Genomic DNA, 16,525 nt, shown 5'->3' with positions numbered 1-16,525 from the left:
GTGGCTGGTACGGACCAGCGTCACCCGTCCGACGAGAAGGCGGTATCTCCAGTGAACATGAAGCTTGTGGGCGGCGCCGCTCTCGGCCTAGCCACGGTGCTGGTCCTGTCCAGCTGCGGCTCCGGCGGCTCCGGAGACGGCGGCAACACCCAGGCGTCGGGCGGCGGCCAGGTCACGCTCAAGATGGTCGCCGCGGACTACGGCGACGGGCCCGGCAAGCCGAACTCGGGCGAGACGTTCTGGAAGGGCGTCGTGGACGAGTTCCATGCCGCGAACCCGAACATCAAGGTCGAGGTCCAGGTCATCAACTGGAACGACATCGACAAGCAGGTCGCCACCATGGTCCAGAACGGCCAAGTGCCCGACATCCTGCAGACCGGCGACTACTCCGGCTTCGTCAAGGACCAGCTCCTGTACAAGGTGGACGAGGTCCTGTCCCCGAACGTCTCCGGCGACATGCTGCAGAAGTTCGCCGAGTTCGGCAAGGTCGACGGGACCGCGTACGGCATCCCGTTCGTCTCCTCGGCCCGCGCCCTGTTCTACAACAAGGACCTGTTCGCCAAGGCCAACATCACCGAGCCGCCGAAGACGTGGGACGAGCTCAAGGCCGCGGCCGAGAAGCTGAAGGCGGCCGGCGTGACGCAGCCGTTCGGCCTGCCGCTCGGCCAGGAAGAGGCCCAGGCCGAGTCGTTCCTGTGGATGCTCGGCAACGGCGGTGGCTACAAGGACGCCTCCGGCAAGTGGGCGATCAACTCGCCGCAGAACGTCGAGACCTTCACGTACATGAAGGGCCTGGTCGACGCCGGTCTGACCACCCCGAACCCGGGCACCAAGGACCGCAAGACGGTCTGGGAGGACTTCGGCGCAGGCAAGGTCGGCATGGTCAACGGCGGCCCCATGTCCATCCCGATCTTCGACGCGGCCGGGCTGAAGAACTACGGCGTCGCGCCCATCCCCGGCAAGGCCGGCCCGCTCGACACCACGCTCGGCGTCATGGACTGGATCATGGCGTTCAACAAGAACGGCCACGCCGCCGAGATCAAGAAGTTCTTCGACTTCTTCTACACCGGCAACGCCGCGACGAAGATCTCCGACACCTACAAGCTGCTGCCCGTCACCAACGGCGGCATCGAGAAGTTGTCGAGCGACGAGAAGCTGAAGCCGTTCCTGGACGCGCTGCCCAACGCCAGCTTCTACCCGTTCCAGGACCCCAAGTGGGCCGAGGTGAACCCGGCGATCAAGCAGACCATCGGCGGAGCCGTCAAGGAGGACCCGGCCAAGGTCCTCGGCGAGCTCCAGAAGGTCGCCGAGGCCGGTTGATCCGGTGGATGGCCCAGCGTCCCCACGCTGGGCCGTCCCTTTCACGGAAGGCTTTGCATTGAGAAGGTTGCGCGCCCTGGAGCCCATCGCCTGGGTCGGGCCTGCCGTGGTGCTCATCGTGCTGGTCGTGCTCTGGCCCGTGATCGAGATGATCAGGTCCTCGTTCCTCAAGATCAGCCGGTTCGGCGTGGTCCAGGGAAGCAACGGGCTCGCCAACTACGACAAGCTCTTCAACGAGAAGGACTTCGCCGACATCATGGTCCGCAGCGTGATCTGGGTGGTCGCGGTCGTCGCGCTCACCGTGCTGATCTCGCTGGCTCTGGCCCAGCTGTTCAACCAGCGCTTCCCGGGCCGCAAGATCGCCCGCTGGGCGCTGATCGCGCCGTGGGCGGCCTCGGTCCTGATGACGGCGATCATCTTCAAGTGGATGCTCGACCCCGAGGTCGGCGTGATCAACCAGATCCGGCTGAAGCTCGGACTCATCGACGCCATGGGCGGGGCCGCGGCCGACCAACTCGGTGACGCGTCCACCGCGATGCCGTGGCTGGTGTTCGTGGCGGTCTTCGTGTCGGTGCCGTTCACCACGTACGCGTTGCTCGCCGGGCTGGCGACGATCCCCTCTGACGTCTACGAGGCCGCCAGGATGGACGGGGCCGGACGGCTCCGTACGTACTGGTCGATCACGCTGCCGCTGCTGCGCCCGGCGCTCACCGTCGCGGCCCTCATCAACGTGATGAACGTCTTCAACAGCTTTCCGATCATCTGGGCGATGACGCACGGGCAGCCCGGTTATTCGACGGCCACCTCGACGATCCTCATGTTCATCCTCAAGGGCTCCGACATCGGTGAGTCGGCCGCCATGTCCGTCGTCAACTTCGGCATGGTCATCGTGCTGACCGTGATCTTCCTTCGGGTGTCCCGGTGGAACAAGGAGGTGGCGTGATGGCCGTCAACACGATCCCGCGCAAGGCCGGCTCCCACCACCACGCCCGGCCCCGGCCCACCGCCGCGCGCGGCATGCCCCGGCTCAAGACCGTGATCGTCGCGGCGAGCGCGTACCTCATCGCGTTCGTCTTCCTCTTCCCGTACGTGGTGATGTTGCTCACCTCGCTGCGGGCTCAGGACTCGCTGCGGGACGTCACCTTCTGGCCCGACGAGTGGGTGTGGTCGAACCTCACCAACTTCTGGACCAGCGGGCTGGCCGGGAACCTCTGGGTCACGATCAAGGTGGCGGCCGGGTCGACGATCCTCGTGCTGCTGGTGGCGTTGCCGGCGGCGTACTACTCGGCCAGGCACCGCTTCAGGGGGCGGACCGCGTTCCTGATCCTGGTGCTGATCACCCAGATGTTCCAGCCCACCGCCATGCTGGTCGGCATCTACCGCGAGTTCTTCCAGTTCGGTCTGGTGGACTCGGTGTGGTCGCTGATCCTCGTCAACGGCGGGTTCAACCTGGCGTTCGCGGTGTGGATCCTGAACGCGTACTTCGCCTCGATCCCGCGTGAGCTGGAGGAGGCGGCCTTCATCGACGGGAACGGGCGCTTCGGCGCACTGTTCAGGATCACGTTGCCGCTGGCCATGCCGGGCGTGATCACCGCACTGATCTTCACGTTCATCGCAGCGTGGAACGAGTTCGTGGTCGCCCTGACCCTGACCACGACGCCCGAGAACCAGCCGCTCACCGTGGCGCTGAACTCGTTCATCGGGCAATACCAGGTGGACTGGCAGAACCTGTTCGCCGGATCCGTGATCGCCACCATCCCGGTGATCATCCTGTTCGCGCTGATCGAGCGCAAGGTGGTGGGCGGGCTGACCGCCGGCTCCATCAAGTAGACCCAGGGGGAGCCTTCCCCCTGGGTCTTACTTCTGCGGCACCCGGGCCACGCAGAACACCGTCTGGCCGAAGGGCGGGCGGACGAACCGCTCGATCAGGCGGGTCAGCGGGACCACCGTCCGGTCGTAGATCTTGACCAGCCGCGGGTCCGGGTAGCCGACGCCGCCCCGGCGCACCGCCGCCCACCAGGCGATGCCGCCCAGGAAGTTGATCGGCTTGAGCACCTCGACGTCCAGACCGGCCTTGGCGACCGCCGAGGCCAGCGTCTTGGGCGTGTAACGCTGGACGTGGCCCACCTTGCGGTCGAAGTCTCCATAAAGCTGCATGTAGCCGGGCACCCAGATGATGATGCGGCCGCCGGGCAGCGTGACCCGGGCCAGCGAGCGCAGGGCCCCGGCGTCGTCCTCGATGTGCTCCAGCACGTTCATCATGACGACGGTGTCGACCTTGTCCTCGAGCGGGATGTCGGTCGGCAGCCCGAACTGCAGGACGTCGATGTCGTCGCGGCCTTCGAAGCGCGTACGCAGCTGCTCGACGCAGTAGGGGTCGAAGTCGCTCACGACCAGCCTGTCGAGTCGCGGCAGGAACTGCTCGGCGAAGTGGCCCAGTCCTGAGCCGATCTCCAGCATCGAGCGGCCGACATGCGGGGCGACCATGTCGAACTCGTACTGCCGATAGTTCTTGGCCTCGTCCCCACCTAGGTGGTTCTCCAGGGCCTCGTCACCGGCCGCCGGTTGTACTACACGGTCATACCCAGAAGACATAATCCCGTTCCTTCTAGCGGGCACATGGATTGCCCGAGTCTAATGCCCCTGTCGGCGGTGGGGGTCACGCGATCCGCGAAACACCCTTCCCCGCAGGCCCCTCGGTGCGATGGAATCTGACTCGCCATGGACGACGACGAGGCGGTCGCGCGCTCGCTCGACGGCGACTTAGCTGCCTACGAGGCGCTGGTCGCCCGCTACAGCGCGCTCGCCCACCGTACCGCGTACATGCTGGGTGCGGGCGACGAAGCCGAGGACGTGGTGCAGGAGGCGTTCGTCAAGGCGTTCCGGCACCTGGCGAGCTTCCGCCGGGATGCGCCGTTCCGGCCGTGGCTGCTGCGCATCGTGGCCAACGAGACGCACAACCTGACCCGGTCGCGGGGGCGGCGTGCCGAGTTGGCGGTCCGGCTCGGCGCGACCGCCGATGCCACCGCGCCCGACGACCCCGAGGGCACGGCCGTGGCCACCGACCGGCGGGCGCGGTTGCTGGTGGCGGTCCGCGGGCTGCCCGAGCGGGAACGTCAGGCCGTGGTGTGCCGGTACTTCTTACAGCTGAGCGAGGCGGAGACGGCACAGGTGCTCGACTGGCCGGTCGGCACCGTCAAGTCCAGCACCCATCGCGGGCTGGCCCGGTTGCGGGAGGAGGTGGGCAATGAGTTCGCGTGAGCCTTTCGACGACGGGCTGGAGGCGGAGCTAATGGCGCTCGGCGACCTGATCGACGTGCCCGCACCCCCTCCCGCCGACGTGGCCGCCACCGTCCGCGCCCGCCTCGAATCCCAGCCCACCGATCCCGTCTCGGCTCCGGACGCCCCCTCGCCTCCCGAGCCCGTCTCGCCGCCTGACCCCGTCTCGCCTCCTGACGCCGTCTCGGCTCCCGATCTCGCGGACGGGCCCGATCCGGCGCATGGCCCCTACAACTCCCCTGTCAGGCCGGCGCGAGCCCGGCGGCCGGGGCGGCGGGACGACGGGCGGCGGCCGGCGAAGCGCGGGCGGCGGGCGCGGTGGACGATCGTGGCGGCGGTGGTGGTCGTCGTCATCGCCATCACGGCCGCCACCCCCCAGGGCCGGGCCGCCGTGGCGCGGATCCTGCGGTTCGCCGGGGTCGAGCTGGAGGTCGGCGAGAGCACGCCCCCACCGGTCACCACCACGGCGTCCCTGCCGGGCGAGCGCACCGTGTCCCCGTCCGAGGCGCGGAGCCAGGCCAGGTTCGAGGTCAAGGTGCCGTCCAGGCTGGGCCCGCCGCAGAGCACGTCGGTCTCCGACAACGGCAGGGTGGTGTCGATGTTCTGGCCGGGCGGTGTCCGGCTCGACCAGTTCGACGGCTACATCGACCCCTATTTCTTCAAGAAGGCGGGCCCGCCGTACCCCGACTTCGTGGACGTCGGCCCGTACGACGCATGGTGGCTCAAGGGCGAGCACCCGCTCGGCTACATCGCACGTGAGGACGGCACCCACGTGCCGCTGCGCCAGGCGGCCGCCACGCTCATCTGGCGGCAGGTCGCGATCAACTACCGCCTGGAGGGTGTGCGCACCAAGGAGGAGGCCATCAAGATCGCCGAGTCACTCCAATGAGCCGGTCAGCCAGTCGTCCACACCTTTGAGCAGCTCTTTGCGTACGGACTCAGGAGCCGCCGACGAGCGTACGGACTGCCGCGCCAGTTCGGCGATCTCGGCGTCGCTGAAGCCGTAGACCTCCCTGGCCAGCTCGTACTGCCGCAACAACCGCGCCCCGAACAGCAGCGGGTCGTCCGCCCCCAGCGCGATCGGCACCCCCGCGTCGAACAGCCGCCGCACCGGCACGTCGGCGGTGCGCTCGGCCACCCCCAGGCCCAGGTTGGACGTCGGGCATACCTCGCAGCAGATCTGCCGGTCGGCCAGCCGCCGCATCAGCCACTCGTCCTCGGCCGCTCGCACCCCATGCCCGATCCGGTCCGCCCCCAGGTCGTCCACACACTGCGCCACGCTGCGCGGCCCCATCAGCTCGCCCCCGTGCGGCACGGACAGCAGCCCGCCCCGCTTGGCGATCCTGAACGCCCGCTCGAACTCCCTCGCCTCGCCCCGCCGCTCGTCGTTGGACAACCCGAACCCGACCACGCCCTTGCCCACGTATTGCGTGGCCAGCCTGGCCAGTGTGTTCGCGTCGAGCGGATGCCGGGTCCTGTTCGCCGCCACGACCACCGCGATCCCCACCCCGGCGTGGTGGGCCGCTTGCCGTACGGCGTCGAGCACCAGGTCCAGCGTTGCCGTCAGACCGCCGAACCGCTGGGCGTACCCCGACGGGTCCACCTGGATCTCCAGCCACCGCGACCCGGCCGCCGCCTCGTCCTCGGCCGTCTCGCGCAACAGCCGGTAGACGTGTTCAGGGCGGGTCAGCACGGACCTGGCGATGTCGTACAGCCGCTGGAACCTGAACCAGCCGCGCTCGTCGGTGGCCCGCAACGTCGGCGGCCAGTCCTCCTCCAGCGCGTCGGGCAGATGCAGCCCCTGCTCCCTGGCCAGCTCGATCAGCGTCGTGTGCCGCATCGAGCCGGTGAAGTGCAAGTGGAGATGCGCTTTGGGAAGGGCGTCCAGGGGCCGTGGCATTTGATTATCTTGCCACTCAACCTGGGGGTGAGCTGGCGCGTTGAGGAGGGAGGAGGGGGTCCCTCGCTCATGACAGATGACGACGAAGCGGCGTTCGACGAGTTCCTCGCCGCACGGAGCACCTCGCTGCCGCATGCGGCGATGCCGGTCTGCGGGGCGACCGTGCACGATCGCCCGAGACCGCCGCCGACACCCCCGACCTGGAGTTGCGCGACACGCTCATCAGGGAGTCACTCAGCTCTGACTACGTCAAGGAGGTCGACGGCGTCGCGGAGCCGAAGAAGATCGCGGAAAGTATCCAGGAGGAGGAGTGAACCTCGCGGTAAGGGTAGGGCGAAACTGGGGATCAACGATGCATGATCCCTGAGGTACGCGATGGCGGTCGGGGATGGCGCGCGGCGGTGGCGATGGTGGCGTTCGGGGCGACGGGTCTCATCATCTACGCGCTGTTCTCCTCGGGATACGGCCGCATCGCCCGTCCTGCCGAGAAGGCACCCCTGCCCCTTGCCGTGGCGCCTTTGGAGACCCGGCTCGATGGGAGCCCGGCGGAGGTCCGGCCGGCGTCGGCCGCCCTCGCGGTGGTCTCCGACGACTTCTGGCTCACCTACCTCCCCGCCGGGCTCGACCGCAGCGGCGGCGGAGCGATCGAGCCCGAGCCGGGGGTCGAGGGCGGCTGGGCCAGGTTCGGCACCGCGGGCCGATTCGTCGAAGCGCAGGTCGAGCACGGTATCGTGGCGGCGGACTGGCAGAGCTACCGCTCCCGGGTCACCGTGCTCGACGCCCGTGACACGACCGTGCGCGGCCGGCCCGCCGCGGTCGGCAGGCACCCGAACGGCGGCCGTGTGATCGTCTGGCTCGAACGCACCGGCACGGGCGCGTGGATCAGGGTCAGTGAACCCCTCAGCGGGGAACTCGTCGCAGTGGCCGCCTCTGTGAAGGCTCCTGTAGGAGACTAGGAAACCTTCCCAGTCTCTCGCTCTGGGTATCCACACGTCATGGGGGGTCGATGCGGCGTCTGGCGGCAGTGCTCCTCGTGCTCCTCGTGCTCTCGCTCACCGGCTGCGGCGGCGGTGACACCGTGCCCGACCCCGAGCCGACCGGCATCACCGCGCCGCCGTCACCGAATCCGGCAAGGAGCAAGACCTTCTCGCTGTCCTGCGGCGGCGCCGAGGTACGCCTGCCCGCCATGCCCGCGAAGCTGAAACGTGCGGGCTCGTTCGGCCACCTGGCCTCGCTCGTCCGCCGGCTCGACGTGGAGGGCCTGATCTGGCGTAGGAACGACGAGCACCTGTACGTCGGCGTGGTGTGCGGCGTGCGTACCGCCGAGCAGTTCGCCACGCTGGTCGCCAGGTCGACGCTGACGGTGTACAAGGGCCGGCCGGCGCTGCGCTGGACCACCAAGAAGGGCCTGCGCAACTTCATGTGGCTGGAGCGGCCGGGCACCGCGGTCTACATCGGCGCGACACCCGGCCTGGCCCCCCAGATCAAGCAGATCGCCGGGGGAGTGTCAGCGAGCCTCGGCCAATAGCTTGGCCACGCGGCTGACGCCCTCCACCAGGTCGTCGTCGCCCAGCGCGTACGACAGCCTGAAGTAGCCCGGAGTGCCGAACGCCTCGCCGGGCACCACCGCCACCTCGGCCTCCTCCAGGATCAGCTCGGCCAGCTCCGCGGAGGACTGGGGCCGCCTGCCCCGCAACTCCTTGCCGATCAGCTCCTTGACCGAGGGGTACGCGTAGAACGCCCCCTTCGGCTCGGGGCACAACACGCCCGGGATCTCGTTGAGCATGCGCACCATCGTCTGGCGGCGCCGGTCGAACGCCGTGCGCATCTCCGCAACCGCCGACAGGTCACCGGAGACCGCGGCCAGCGCCGCCATCTGCGCGACGTTGGAGACGTTGGAGGTGGCGTGCGACTGCAGGTTCGTGGCGGCCTTGACCACGTCGGCCGGGCCGATCAGCCAGCCCACCCGCCAGCCGGTCATCGCGTACGTCTTGGCCACGCCGTTGAGGATCACCATCCGGTCGCCGAGCTCGGGGACGGCCGTGGCGATGCTGGTGAACTCGGCGTCGCCGTACACGAGGTGCTCGTAGATCTCGTCGGTGACGACCCACAGGCCGTGCTCGGCCGCCCAGCGGCCGATCGCCACGGTCTGCTCGCGCGAGTAGACGGCGCCCGTGGGGTTGGACGGCGAGACGAACAACACGACCTTCGTACGCTCGGTGCGCGCGGCCTCCAGCTGCTCGACACTCGCCAGGTAGCCGGTGGTCTCGTCGGTCACGACGTCCACCTGCACGCCCCCGGCCAGCTTGATCGCCTCGGGGTAGGTGGTCCAGTAGGGCGCGATCACCAGGACCTCGTCGCCCGGGTCGAGCAGCGTCGCGAACGCCTCGTACACGGCCTGCTTGCCGCCGTTGGTGATCAGCACCTGGGACGGCTCGACGGCGTAGCCGGAGTCGCGTCTGGTCTTGTCGGCGACGGCCTGCTTGAGCTCGGGGAGCCCGCCCGCCGGCGTGTACTTGTGGAAGCGCGGCTGACGGGCCGCCTCGATCGCCGCCTCGACGATGTAATCGGGCGTCGGGAAGTCGGGCTCGCCCGCGCCGAAGCCGATGACGGGACGTCCGGCGGCCTTCATCGCCTTGGCCTTGGCGTCCACGGCGAGGGTGGCGGACTCGGAGATCGCGGAAATTCTTGCGGAGACGCGAGGTCGGGTGGACATGGGTCCATCGTCCCATGAGCGCGTGACCTGGGCGATCAGGTTTGGGTTCGACGTACCGGGCATTCCCCCGTATGCTTTCGCCTGGTCCTTCCGCCGCATGTCGCCGAGCGGTTCGGTCCGGGCAGTGAGTCGATCAGGGTACTCTGGTTGATGACATAGGGCACTGGCGCAATTGGTAGCGCACCGGTCTCCAAAACCGGCGGTTGGGGGTTCGAGTCCCTCGTGCCCTGCGAGTGCGGTCCGCGCAATGATAGGCGTGTAAGCGCGCCGCAAAAACTGCGTTGGATACCGACGAATTCAGGTGAGGACTGTGGCGATCGACACGCGCGGCGAGACCGCAGACAAGCCCAGTGGCGAAAAGAAGACGCGCACTTCGCCTGCCCTTTTCTACCGGCAGGTCGTCGGCGAGCTTCGTAAAGTCATCTGGCCGACACGCAAGGATCTCATCACCTACACCACGGTCGTTCTGATATTCGTTCTGATCATGGTTGGCATCGTGTACGGCCTCGACGCCGCTCTGGGATGGGTGGTGCTCCGCGTCTTCGGCGGAGCCTGATCCCGGCGCCGCCGGTGCCTGCCTGACGGAGTCGCCATCGATACGTGCTCAATCGATTAGACGAAAGAGGAAGAGTCACCGTGTCCGAGTCTTCTGTTCCGGCCGACGAGTCCCGCGAGGAGTGGGGCGACGAGCTGGAAGAGGCCACTGAGGAAGCCGCCGAGGCGGCTCTCGAAGAGGCCGAGGTCGCGGAGAGCGACGAGGCGGCCGAGGTCGAGGCCGCTGCCGCCGAAGACGCTTCGGCCCTTCCCGACGTCGACCCTGTCGAGGAGTTCAAGCAGTCGCTGCGCGGTCTGCCCGGCGAGTGGTACGTCATCCACTCCTACGCCGGTTACGAGAACCGCGTGAAGTCCAACATCGAGAGCCGCAACGTGTCGCTCAACATGGAGGACTACATCTACCAGGTCGAGGTGCCGACGCACACCGTCCAGGAGTTCAAGAGCGGCAAGAAGGTGCCGGTCAAGGAGCGGGTGCTGCCCGGCTACGTGCTGGTGCGCATGGAGCTGACCGACGAGTCCTGGGCCGCGGTGCGTAACACGCCCGGCGTGACGGGCTTCGTGGGCCTGTCCAACAAGCCGAGCCCGCTCAGCCTCGACGAGGTCGCCAAGCTGCTCGCGCCCGAGCCGACCGAGGAGGCCAAGAAGGCCACGGCCAAGACGGCCACGGGTCCGACGGTCGAGTTCGAGATCGGCGAGTCGGTCACGGTCATGGACGGCCCGTTCGCGACGCTGCCCGCCTCGGTGAGCGAGATCAGCCCCGAGTCGCAGAAGCTCAAGGTGCTCGTCTCGATCTTCGGCCGTGAGACCCCGGTCGAGCTGTCGTTCAACCAGGTCTCGAAGATCTAGGACGATCACCTACACTTAGACGTTCGGGCGGCCGCCTTCGCGAGGGCGGCCTCCGACATGTCCGGGGCTGTAATCCGCAGTCCGGACGGCATCAGAATCAAAGACCCGGAGAAGGACAAATGCCTCCGAAGAAGAAAATCGCCGCGTTGGTGAAGGTCCAGCTTCCCGCTGGCCAGGCCACCCCGGCGCCGCCGGTGGGTACCGCCCTCGGTCCCCACGGCGTCAACATCATGGACTTCGTCAAGCAGTACAACGCTGCGACGGAGGCCCAGCGGGGCAACATCATCCCCGTTGAGATCACCATTTTCGAGGACCGCAGCTTCACCTTCATCACGAAGACGCCGCCGGCCCCCGAGCTGATCAAGAAGGCCCTCGGCCTCGACAAGGGCAGCGCGGTCCCGCACCGCGACAAGGTCGGCAAGCTCAGCCGCGAGCAGCTGCGCAGCATCGCCGAGACCAAGATGCCCGACCTCAACGCCAACGACATCGAGGCCGCCGAGAAGATCATCGCCGGCACCGCCCGGTCGATGGGCATCACGGTCGCCGAGTAACACCCTTTCAGACGTTCGTGGGAGGGCCGCCAGGCCCGTTCACCACTAGGAGCCAAAAATGAAGCGCAGCAAGGCGCACAAAGACGCGGCCGCCAAGGTCGACCGCGACAAGCTCTACTCGCCCGTCGAGGCCGCGAAGCTCGCCAAGGAGACGTCGACCACCAAGTTCGACGCCACCGTCGAGGTCGCGCTGCGGCTGGGCGTCGACCCTCGCAAGGCCGACCAGATCGTGCGTGGCACGGTCAACCTCCCGCACGGCACCGGTAAGACCGCCCGGGTTCTGGTCTTCGCGACCGGTGACCGTGCCGAGGCGGCCCGCGAGGCGGGCGCCGACATCGTCGGCGCCGACGAGCTGATCGACGAGATCTCCAAGGGCAACAGGCTCAACGAGTTCGACGCGGTCGTGGCCACGCCGGATCTGATGGGCAAGGTCGGCCGCCTGGGCCGCGTGCTCGGTCCGCGTGGTCTCATGCCCAACCCGAAGACCGGCACCGTGACGCCCGACGTCGCCAAGGCCGTGACGGAGATCAAGGGCGGCAAGATCGAGTTCCGTACCGACCGGCAGGCCAACCTGCACTTCATCATCGGCAAGACGTCGTTCGGCGAGCGCCAGCTCCTGGAGAACTACGCCGCCGCCCTTGACGAGGTGCTGCGTCTCAAGCCGTCGGCGGCCAAGGGCCGTTACCTGAAGAAGGTCACGTTCTCCACGACGATGGGCCCGGGCGTCCCGGTCGACCCCAACGTCACCCGCGGCATCACCGCCGACCTGGAGAGCTGATCCAGCTGTTTCACGAAACCCCCGCCCGTGTTCGGGCGGGGGTTTTCGCTTGCCCGCGGTGTGCGCTGCGGCTGATGGCCCTCCAGGAAAACGCCCACTGAGCCCTTCACCGGCTGAGCGCCGTTACGTGCGCCCAGTACTCGGGAGCTCCGGGCACCCTCCAGCGGGCGGCCGGAGCTTACGTATGGTGGATTGTGGAGATGGTGTGAAGGGCTTGTGGGGGATAACCCTGGGTTTTCCCCTAATTATGCGGGGAAGGCGCTACAGCCGTGGAAAGCAAACGTAGGGTCAAGACATGCTGAAGCGCACGATAAGTCTCGCCGCGGCCGGAGCCGCGCTCGTCGTGGCCGCGGTTGCCGGTTGTGGCACGAATGCCCAACCCATCCAGGTCAATTTGGCGGCCTCGGAGGTCCTGGCGCAGGCCGCGCAGAAGACGGCGGAGGTCTCGAGCTACTCCGTCGACGCCGTGGTGAACGCGACGCACCCCCAGCAAGGCAACGGCCGGGTGCAGGGCCGCATGCTCTACCAGAAGCAGCCCCTTGCCGTGGACCTGACCCTGGACACCGTCGATATGGGCGGTCAGAGCCTGCCGGGCGGCGTGCGCGCCGTGCTGCAGGGCGACGCCGTCTACGTCAAGGTCGAGGCGCTCAAGGAGCTGGTCGGCGGCACCAAGCCGTGGATCAAGGTCTCGCTCTCCGAGATGGGCGACTCCAACCAGGTGAACCAGTACCTGTCCCAGATCCAGCAGTTCGATCTGGCCAACGTGACGAAGCTCGTCACGGCCTCGCAGGACGTGAAGTCGGTCGGCAACGAGAGCGTCAACGGCGAGGACACCACCCACTACAGCGGTAGCTTCCCGGTCGACGCGGCCGTGCTGTTGCTGCCCGCCGAAGAGCAGCAGCAGGCCCGTACGAACCTCGCCGAGCTCAAGGACGTCAAGTTCGACATCTGGGTGGCCGCCGACGGGCTGCCGCGCAAGCTCGCGCTGAACGGGCAGAAGGAAGGCGCCACGCTCGACGCCACGCTGTTCTTCAAGGACTTCAACAAGCCCGTGACCATCGAGACCCCGCCCGCGGACCAGATCGGAGAGCTGCCCAAGGGCACGACCAACTGAGAACGATTTGGAAACTCGGCGGCCAGGACGTAGTCTGGTCGTTGCCGAAGACCGTCGGTCGTCGTCAGGTGCTCAAACCTGGCGGCCGAAGGATCCACATCATGTGGACGACCCGCGCAGGTGTGATACGAGTTTCCCGCATGGTCTGATCCATGTGTGTGAGCCCCGTGTGCGCTCCTGCGCCCGGGGCTGTTCTCATGTTCAGGGGCCTTCGCCGGCGGCACATCTGGAAGGAGGCCCATGGCGAGGCCGGATAAGGCGACAGCGGTTGCCGAGCTCAAGAGCGAGTTCGAGGGCAGCGCTGCGGCCGTTCTGACCGAGTACCGCGGTCTCACCGTCGCTCAGCTCAAGGAGCTGCGCAGCTCTCTCGGTGGGAATGCGAAGTTCGCCGTGGCGAAGAACACCCTGACCAAGATCGCCGCCAACCAGGCCGGCGTGAATGGTCTTGACGACCTGCTGGTCGGCCCGACCGCCGTTGCCTTCGTCAAGGGCGACGTCGTGGAGGCGGCCAAGGGTCTGCGTGACTTCGCCAAGGCCAATCCCCTTCTGGTGATCAAGGGCGGCGTGCTCGAGGGCAAGACGCTCAACGCTACCGAGATCACCAAGCTCGCCGACCTCGAGTCCCGCGAGGTCCTCCTCGCGAAGCTTGCCGGTGCGCTCAAGGCGAAGCAGAGCGCTGCTGCCGCGATGTTCGCCGCGCTGCCCACGCAAATGGCTCAGCTGGCCGACGCCCTCCGCGCGAAGCGCGAAGAGGCGGGCGAGTAATACCGGGGATTGCCGCACTACCGCGGTCCCGTTCCTAGTTTTCTGCAAGTCCTAAACGTAAGGAAAGCATCATGGCGAAGCTCAGCACCGAAGAGCTGCTCGACTCGTTCAAGGAGATGACCCTCCTCGAGCTGTCCGAGTTCGTGAAGCAGTTCGAAGAGGTCTTCGACGTCAAGGCCGCCGCCCCCGTCGCGGTCGCCGCCGCCGCCCCCGCCGGTGGTGGCGCCGAGGCCGCCGCTGTTGAGGAGCAGGACGAGTTCGACGTCGTCCTCGAGGCTGCCGGCGACAAGAAGATCCAGGTCATCAAGGAGATCCGCGCCCTCACGTCCCTGGGCCTCAAGGAGGCCAAGGACCTGGTCGACGGCGCTCCGAAGAACGTCTTCGACGGCAAGGTCAACAAGGAGCAGGCGGAGAAGGCCAAGGCTGCCCTCGAGGGCGCCGGCGCCACCGTGACCGTGAAGTAAGACGGTCCTGTCTCTTCTGAGAAGGGGCGCGAGACATCCTGGTGCCGGATGTCTCCGCCCCTTTTCGCATTTCCTGAGCGGCGCCGTCCGCGTGGGGCTCAGGAGATTCTCATCCTGGTCTCATCGCCTCGCCAATCGGCATGCCTAGCGTTCCGGGTGTGGTTACCGAAGCTAAGTCTCGTTGGGCGCTGGCCGCCCTTCTCGTGGGCACCGGCCTGTTGTACATCTGGGGCCTGGGGGCATCAGGCTGGGCCAATTCGTATTACTCGGCGGCCGTGCAGGCCGGCAGCCAGAGCTGGACGGCGTTCTTCTTCGGGGCCTCCGACGCCGCGAACGCGATCACCGTCGACAAGACGCCTGCCTCGCTCTGGCCCATGGTGCTCAGCGTGCGGCTGTTCGGGCTGAACTCGTGGGCCCTCCTCGTCCCGCAGGCGCTGATGGGCGTCGGCGCGGTGGCCATGGTGTACGCCTCCGTACGCCGGTTGTTCAGCCCATGGGCGGCACTGCTGGCCGGGGCGGTCATGGCGGTCACGCCGGTGGCCGTGCTCATGTTCCGGTTCAACAACCCCGACGCGCTGCTGGTCCTGCTGCTGACCGTCGCGGGCTATTGCGTGGTGCGGGCCCAGGAACGGGGCGCGACCCGGTGGCTGGTGCTGGCGGGGGCGGCGATCGGGTTCGCGTTCCTGGCGAAGATGATGCAGGCGTTTCTCGTACTGCCGGGGTTCGCGTTGGTCTACCTCCTGACCGCGCCCGTGGCGTTCTGGCGGCGGATCTGGCAGCTGCTGGTGGCCGGGGCCGCGATGGTGGCCGCCGCGGGGTGGTGGCTGCTGGCGGTGGCGCTGGTGCCCGCCTCGGAGCGGCCGTACATCGGGGGCTCGCAGACCGACAGCGTGCTGGAGCTGGCGCTCGGCTACAACGGCATCGGCCGGCTCAACGGAGCCGATTACGGCGGGCTGGGGAACCTCAACCAGCAGGCCGGATGGTTGCGGATGTTCGACACCGAGGCGGGCGGGCAGATCTCCTGGCTGCTGCCCGCGGCCCTGGTGCTGCTGGTCGCGGTCACGTGGCTGACCCGCCGGGCGCCGCGGGTCGACCCGGTCCGCGCCGCGTTCTGGGTGTGGGGGAGCTGGCTGATCGTGACGGGGCTGGTCTTCAGCCTCATGCAGGGGATCTTCCACGCGTACTACACCGTGGCGCTGGCGCCGGCCATCGCCGTGCTGGTCGGCATGGGGGCCGCCGTGCTCTGGGAGCGGGGCGCGCGCTGGCTGCCAGCCGTGATCACGGCGGGGACGGCCGTGTGGTCGTACGTGCTGCTGTCGCGCAGCGCCGACTGGAACTCCTGGCTGGGGGTCGCCGTCGCGGTGGCGGGCCTGGGGGCGGCGCTGGCGCTGGTGCTGACCCGCCGCGTCCTGGCCGTGGCCGCGGTCGCCCTGGCGGCGTGCCTGGCGGGGCCGGCGGCGTACGCCGTGGACACCGCCGCGTCCCCGCACACCGGGGCCATCCCGACGGCCGGGCCCTCCACCGGCGGTGGGCCCGGTGGTGGACAGGGCGGCGGCTTCCGGCGGCCCGCCGGCGCCGGGTTCCAGCGCCCAGGCGGGGGCGGGTCCCAGCAGCCCGGCGGGGGCTGTCTCTTATCCACATCTCCGAGCCCACGAGACCCTAAGACAGCTCGTATGCCGTCTTCTGCTTGAAAAAACAACTGGCCCTGAGCCAGGAAGCGGCCCAGCCATTTGCGCACAGTCGGCGCGGTGACCCCATAGGCGCGGGCCGCTTCAGGCACACAAACTTGATGGGCGATCAATTGCTGGACCATTTCGAGTCGACGTAGGAAGGTCAATCGGGCATGCTTATGGGTGTTCATCCGGCCGGGCTCCTTGAGTGAACTGGGGGGGTGGCGATTTCCAGTTTCTCAAATCCGGTTCGGATGAACCATGCATACAACCTATTGAATCTTCACAGCTAGCGTTCGTGGCGTGTGACGGGGAGCCTGTCCCCGTGGGGACAGGCTCCGGGAGGAAAAAGAAACGGACGCCAGCTTTTGGCCGGCGTCCGTTGGGTTGGAGGGTTGTGCGCCCCTGCCTTGCGTGGCGGCTTGCGCCGCCGTTCCCCTTTGGCTGCTGCTTATTTCTTGCGGGCCGCGATCGATTTCTCGGCCAGGTCGACCAGTTCGGCGCCGATCTGCTTCTTCCACTTTTCATAGACCGGCTCGGTGGCCGCCACGAATTCGGCGTGTTGGC

At 67.8% G+C, this 16,525-nt stretch carries 18 protein-coding genes, 1 tRNA gene and 1 pseudogene; 16 read left to right on the top strand and 4 right to left on the bottom strand.

Features of this window, described 5'->3' with window-relative positions:
- Positions 1–57: 57 nt before the first annotated feature.
- Genes ETD86_RS08790 through ETD86_RS08780 form a run of 3 tightly spaced genes read left to right on the top strand, consistent with a single transcriptional unit; the run spans position 58 to position 3,150 of the window.
- Positions 58–1,320 (top strand): extracellular solute-binding protein, encoded by a 1,263-nt coding sequence (locus ETD86_RS08790; RefSeq protein WP_246147798.1) that lies wholly within the window; start codon positions 58–60, stop codon positions 1,318–1,320.
- 58 nt (positions 1,321–1,378) lie between these two features.
- The gene (locus tag ETD86_RS08785) at positions 1,379–2,263 is read left to right on the top strand and encodes a carbohydrate ABC transporter permease (RefSeq protein WP_246147792.1); all 885 of its coding nucleotides are present in this window, start codon (positions 1,379–1,381) and stop codon (positions 2,261–2,263) included.
- Complete coding sequence (locus ETD86_RS08780) at positions 2,263–3,150, top strand: carbohydrate ABC transporter permease (protein ID WP_246147791.1); 888 nt, start codon at positions 2,263–2,265, stop codon at positions 3,148–3,150. The genes ETD86_RS08785 and ETD86_RS08780 overlap by 1 nt, the downstream gene beginning before the upstream one ends.
- A 27-nt stretch (positions 3,151–3,177) precedes the next feature.
- Here ETD86_RS08780 and ETD86_RS08775 read toward each other — a convergent pair whose 3' ends face one another.
- Positions 3,178–3,915, bottom strand: coding sequence for a class I SAM-dependent methyltransferase (locus ETD86_RS08775; protein WP_138665604.1), 738 nt, complete (start codon positions 3,913–3,915; stop codon positions 3,178–3,180).
- Between the two features lie 126 nt (positions 3,916–4,041).
- On the opposite strand from ETD86_RS08775, the gene ETD86_RS08770 reads away from it, so the two are divergent.
- Together ETD86_RS08770 and ETD86_RS54935 are read left to right on the top strand one after the other, a co-directional pair.
- Positions 4,042–4,581 carry an RNA polymerase sigma factor gene (locus ETD86_RS08770; protein WP_138665603.1) on the top strand — a complete coding sequence of 180 codons (540 nt, stop codon included), beginning with the start codon at positions 4,042–4,044 and terminating at the stop codon, positions 4,579–4,581.
- Positions 4,568–5,488, top strand: coding sequence for a hypothetical protein (locus tag ETD86_RS54935; RefSeq protein WP_170222956.1), 921 nt, complete (start codon positions 4,568–4,570; stop codon positions 5,486–5,488). The genes ETD86_RS08770 and ETD86_RS54935 overlap by 14 nt, the downstream gene beginning before the upstream one ends.
- Here ETD86_RS54935 and ETD86_RS08760 read toward each other — a convergent pair.
- Entirely contained in the window at positions 5,477–6,499 is a 1,023-nt protein-coding gene (locus ETD86_RS08760) for an adenosine deaminase (RefSeq protein ID WP_138665602.1), read from the bottom strand. The two genes, ETD86_RS54935 and ETD86_RS08760, sit on opposite strands and share 12 nt — an antisense overlap.
- Before the next feature lie 356 nt (positions 6,500–6,855).
- On the opposite strand from ETD86_RS08760, the gene ETD86_RS08755 reads away from it, so the two are divergent.
- Positions 6,856–7,455, top strand: a complete 600-nt coding sequence (locus ETD86_RS08755) for a hypothetical protein (RefSeq protein ID WP_138665601.1) — start codon at positions 6,856–6,858, stop codon at positions 7,453–7,455.
- 50 nt (positions 7,456–7,505) lie between these two features.
- Positions 7,506–8,027 carry a hypothetical protein gene (locus ETD86_RS08750; RefSeq protein ID WP_138665600.1) on the top strand — a complete coding sequence of 174 codons (522 nt, stop codon included), beginning with the start codon at positions 7,506–7,508 and terminating at the stop codon, positions 8,025–8,027.
- Here the strand turns inward: ETD86_RS08750 and ETD86_RS08745 are convergent.
- The gene (locus tag ETD86_RS08745) at positions 8,007–9,215 is read right to left on the bottom strand and encodes a pyridoxal phosphate-dependent aminotransferase (protein ID WP_138665599.1); all 1,209 of its coding nucleotides are present in this window, start codon (positions 9,213–9,215) and stop codon (positions 8,007–8,009) included. The genes ETD86_RS08750 and ETD86_RS08745 overlap by 21 nt on opposite strands.
- A gap of 157 nt (positions 9,216–9,372) precedes the next feature.
- Between ETD86_RS08745 and ETD86_RS08740 the strand changes: the two genes are divergently transcribed.
- The 9 genes from ETD86_RS08740 (at position 9,373) to ETD86_RS08700 (ending at position 15,979) form a co-directional block, all read left to right on the top strand.
- Positions 9,373–9,445 (top strand) — tRNA-Trp (locus tag ETD86_RS08740).
- Positions 9,446–9,525: 80 nt separating this feature from the next.
- Positions 9,526–9,771, top strand: coding sequence for a preprotein translocase subunit SecE (gene secE, locus ETD86_RS08735; protein WP_138665598.1), 246 nt, complete (start codon positions 9,526–9,528; stop codon positions 9,769–9,771).
- A gap of 80 nt (positions 9,772–9,851) precedes the next feature.
- Positions 9,852–10,616: a transcription termination/antitermination protein NusG gene (nusG, locus tag ETD86_RS08730; RefSeq protein WP_138665597.1), complete on the top strand. Its 765-nt coding sequence runs from the start codon at positions 9,852–9,854 to the stop codon at positions 10,614–10,616.
- 119 nt (positions 10,617–10,735) lie between these two features.
- The gene (gene rplK / locus ETD86_RS08725; RefSeq protein WP_127939574.1) at positions 10,736–11,167 is read left to right on the top strand and encodes a 50S ribosomal protein L11; all 432 of its coding nucleotides are present in this window, start codon (positions 10,736–10,738) and stop codon (positions 11,165–11,167) included.
- A 58-nt stretch (positions 11,168–11,225) separates the two neighbouring features.
- A complete protein-coding gene (gene rplA / locus ETD86_RS08720) occupies positions 11,226–11,945 on the top strand; it encodes a 50S ribosomal protein L1 (RefSeq protein ID WP_138665596.1) in 720 nt (239 codons plus the stop codon).
- Between the two features lie 295 nt (positions 11,946–12,240).
- Positions 12,241–13,059 carry an SCO4651 family lipoprotein gene (locus ETD86_RS08715; protein ID WP_246147790.1) on the top strand — a complete coding sequence of 273 codons (819 nt, stop codon included), beginning with the start codon at positions 12,241–12,243 and terminating at the stop codon, positions 13,057–13,059.
- Between the two features lie 240 nt (positions 13,060–13,299).
- Complete coding sequence (gene rplJ / locus ETD86_RS08710; protein ID WP_138665595.1) at positions 13,300–13,824, top strand: 50S ribosomal protein L10; 525 nt, start codon at positions 13,300–13,302, stop codon at positions 13,822–13,824.
- 71 nt (positions 13,825–13,895) lie between these two features.
- Positions 13,896–14,288 (top strand): 50S ribosomal protein L7/L12, encoded by a 393-nt coding sequence (gene rplL, locus ETD86_RS08705; RefSeq protein WP_138665594.1) that lies wholly within the window; start codon positions 13,896–13,898, stop codon positions 14,286–14,288.
- 158 nt (positions 14,289–14,446) lie between these two features.
- Entirely contained in the window at positions 14,447–15,979 is a 1,533-nt protein-coding gene (locus tag ETD86_RS08700) for a glycosyltransferase family 39 protein (protein WP_246147789.1), read from the top strand.
- A gap of 11 nt (positions 15,980–15,990) precedes the next feature.
- Here ETD86_RS08700 and ETD86_RS08695 read toward each other — a convergent pair.
- Positions 15,991–16,149 (bottom strand): annotated as a pseudogene (locus ETD86_RS08695) (leucine zipper domain-containing protein); the annotation flags it as partial.
- Positions 16,150–16,525: the final 376 nt, after the last annotated feature.

This window comes from Nonomuraea turkmeniaca, from assembly GCF_005889735.1.
Classification (GTDB): domain Bacteria; phylum Actinomycetota; class Actinomycetes; order Streptosporangiales; family Streptosporangiaceae; genus Nonomuraea; species Nonomuraea turkmeniaca.
This window is presented reverse-complemented; position numbering and strand designations above follow the sequence as displayed.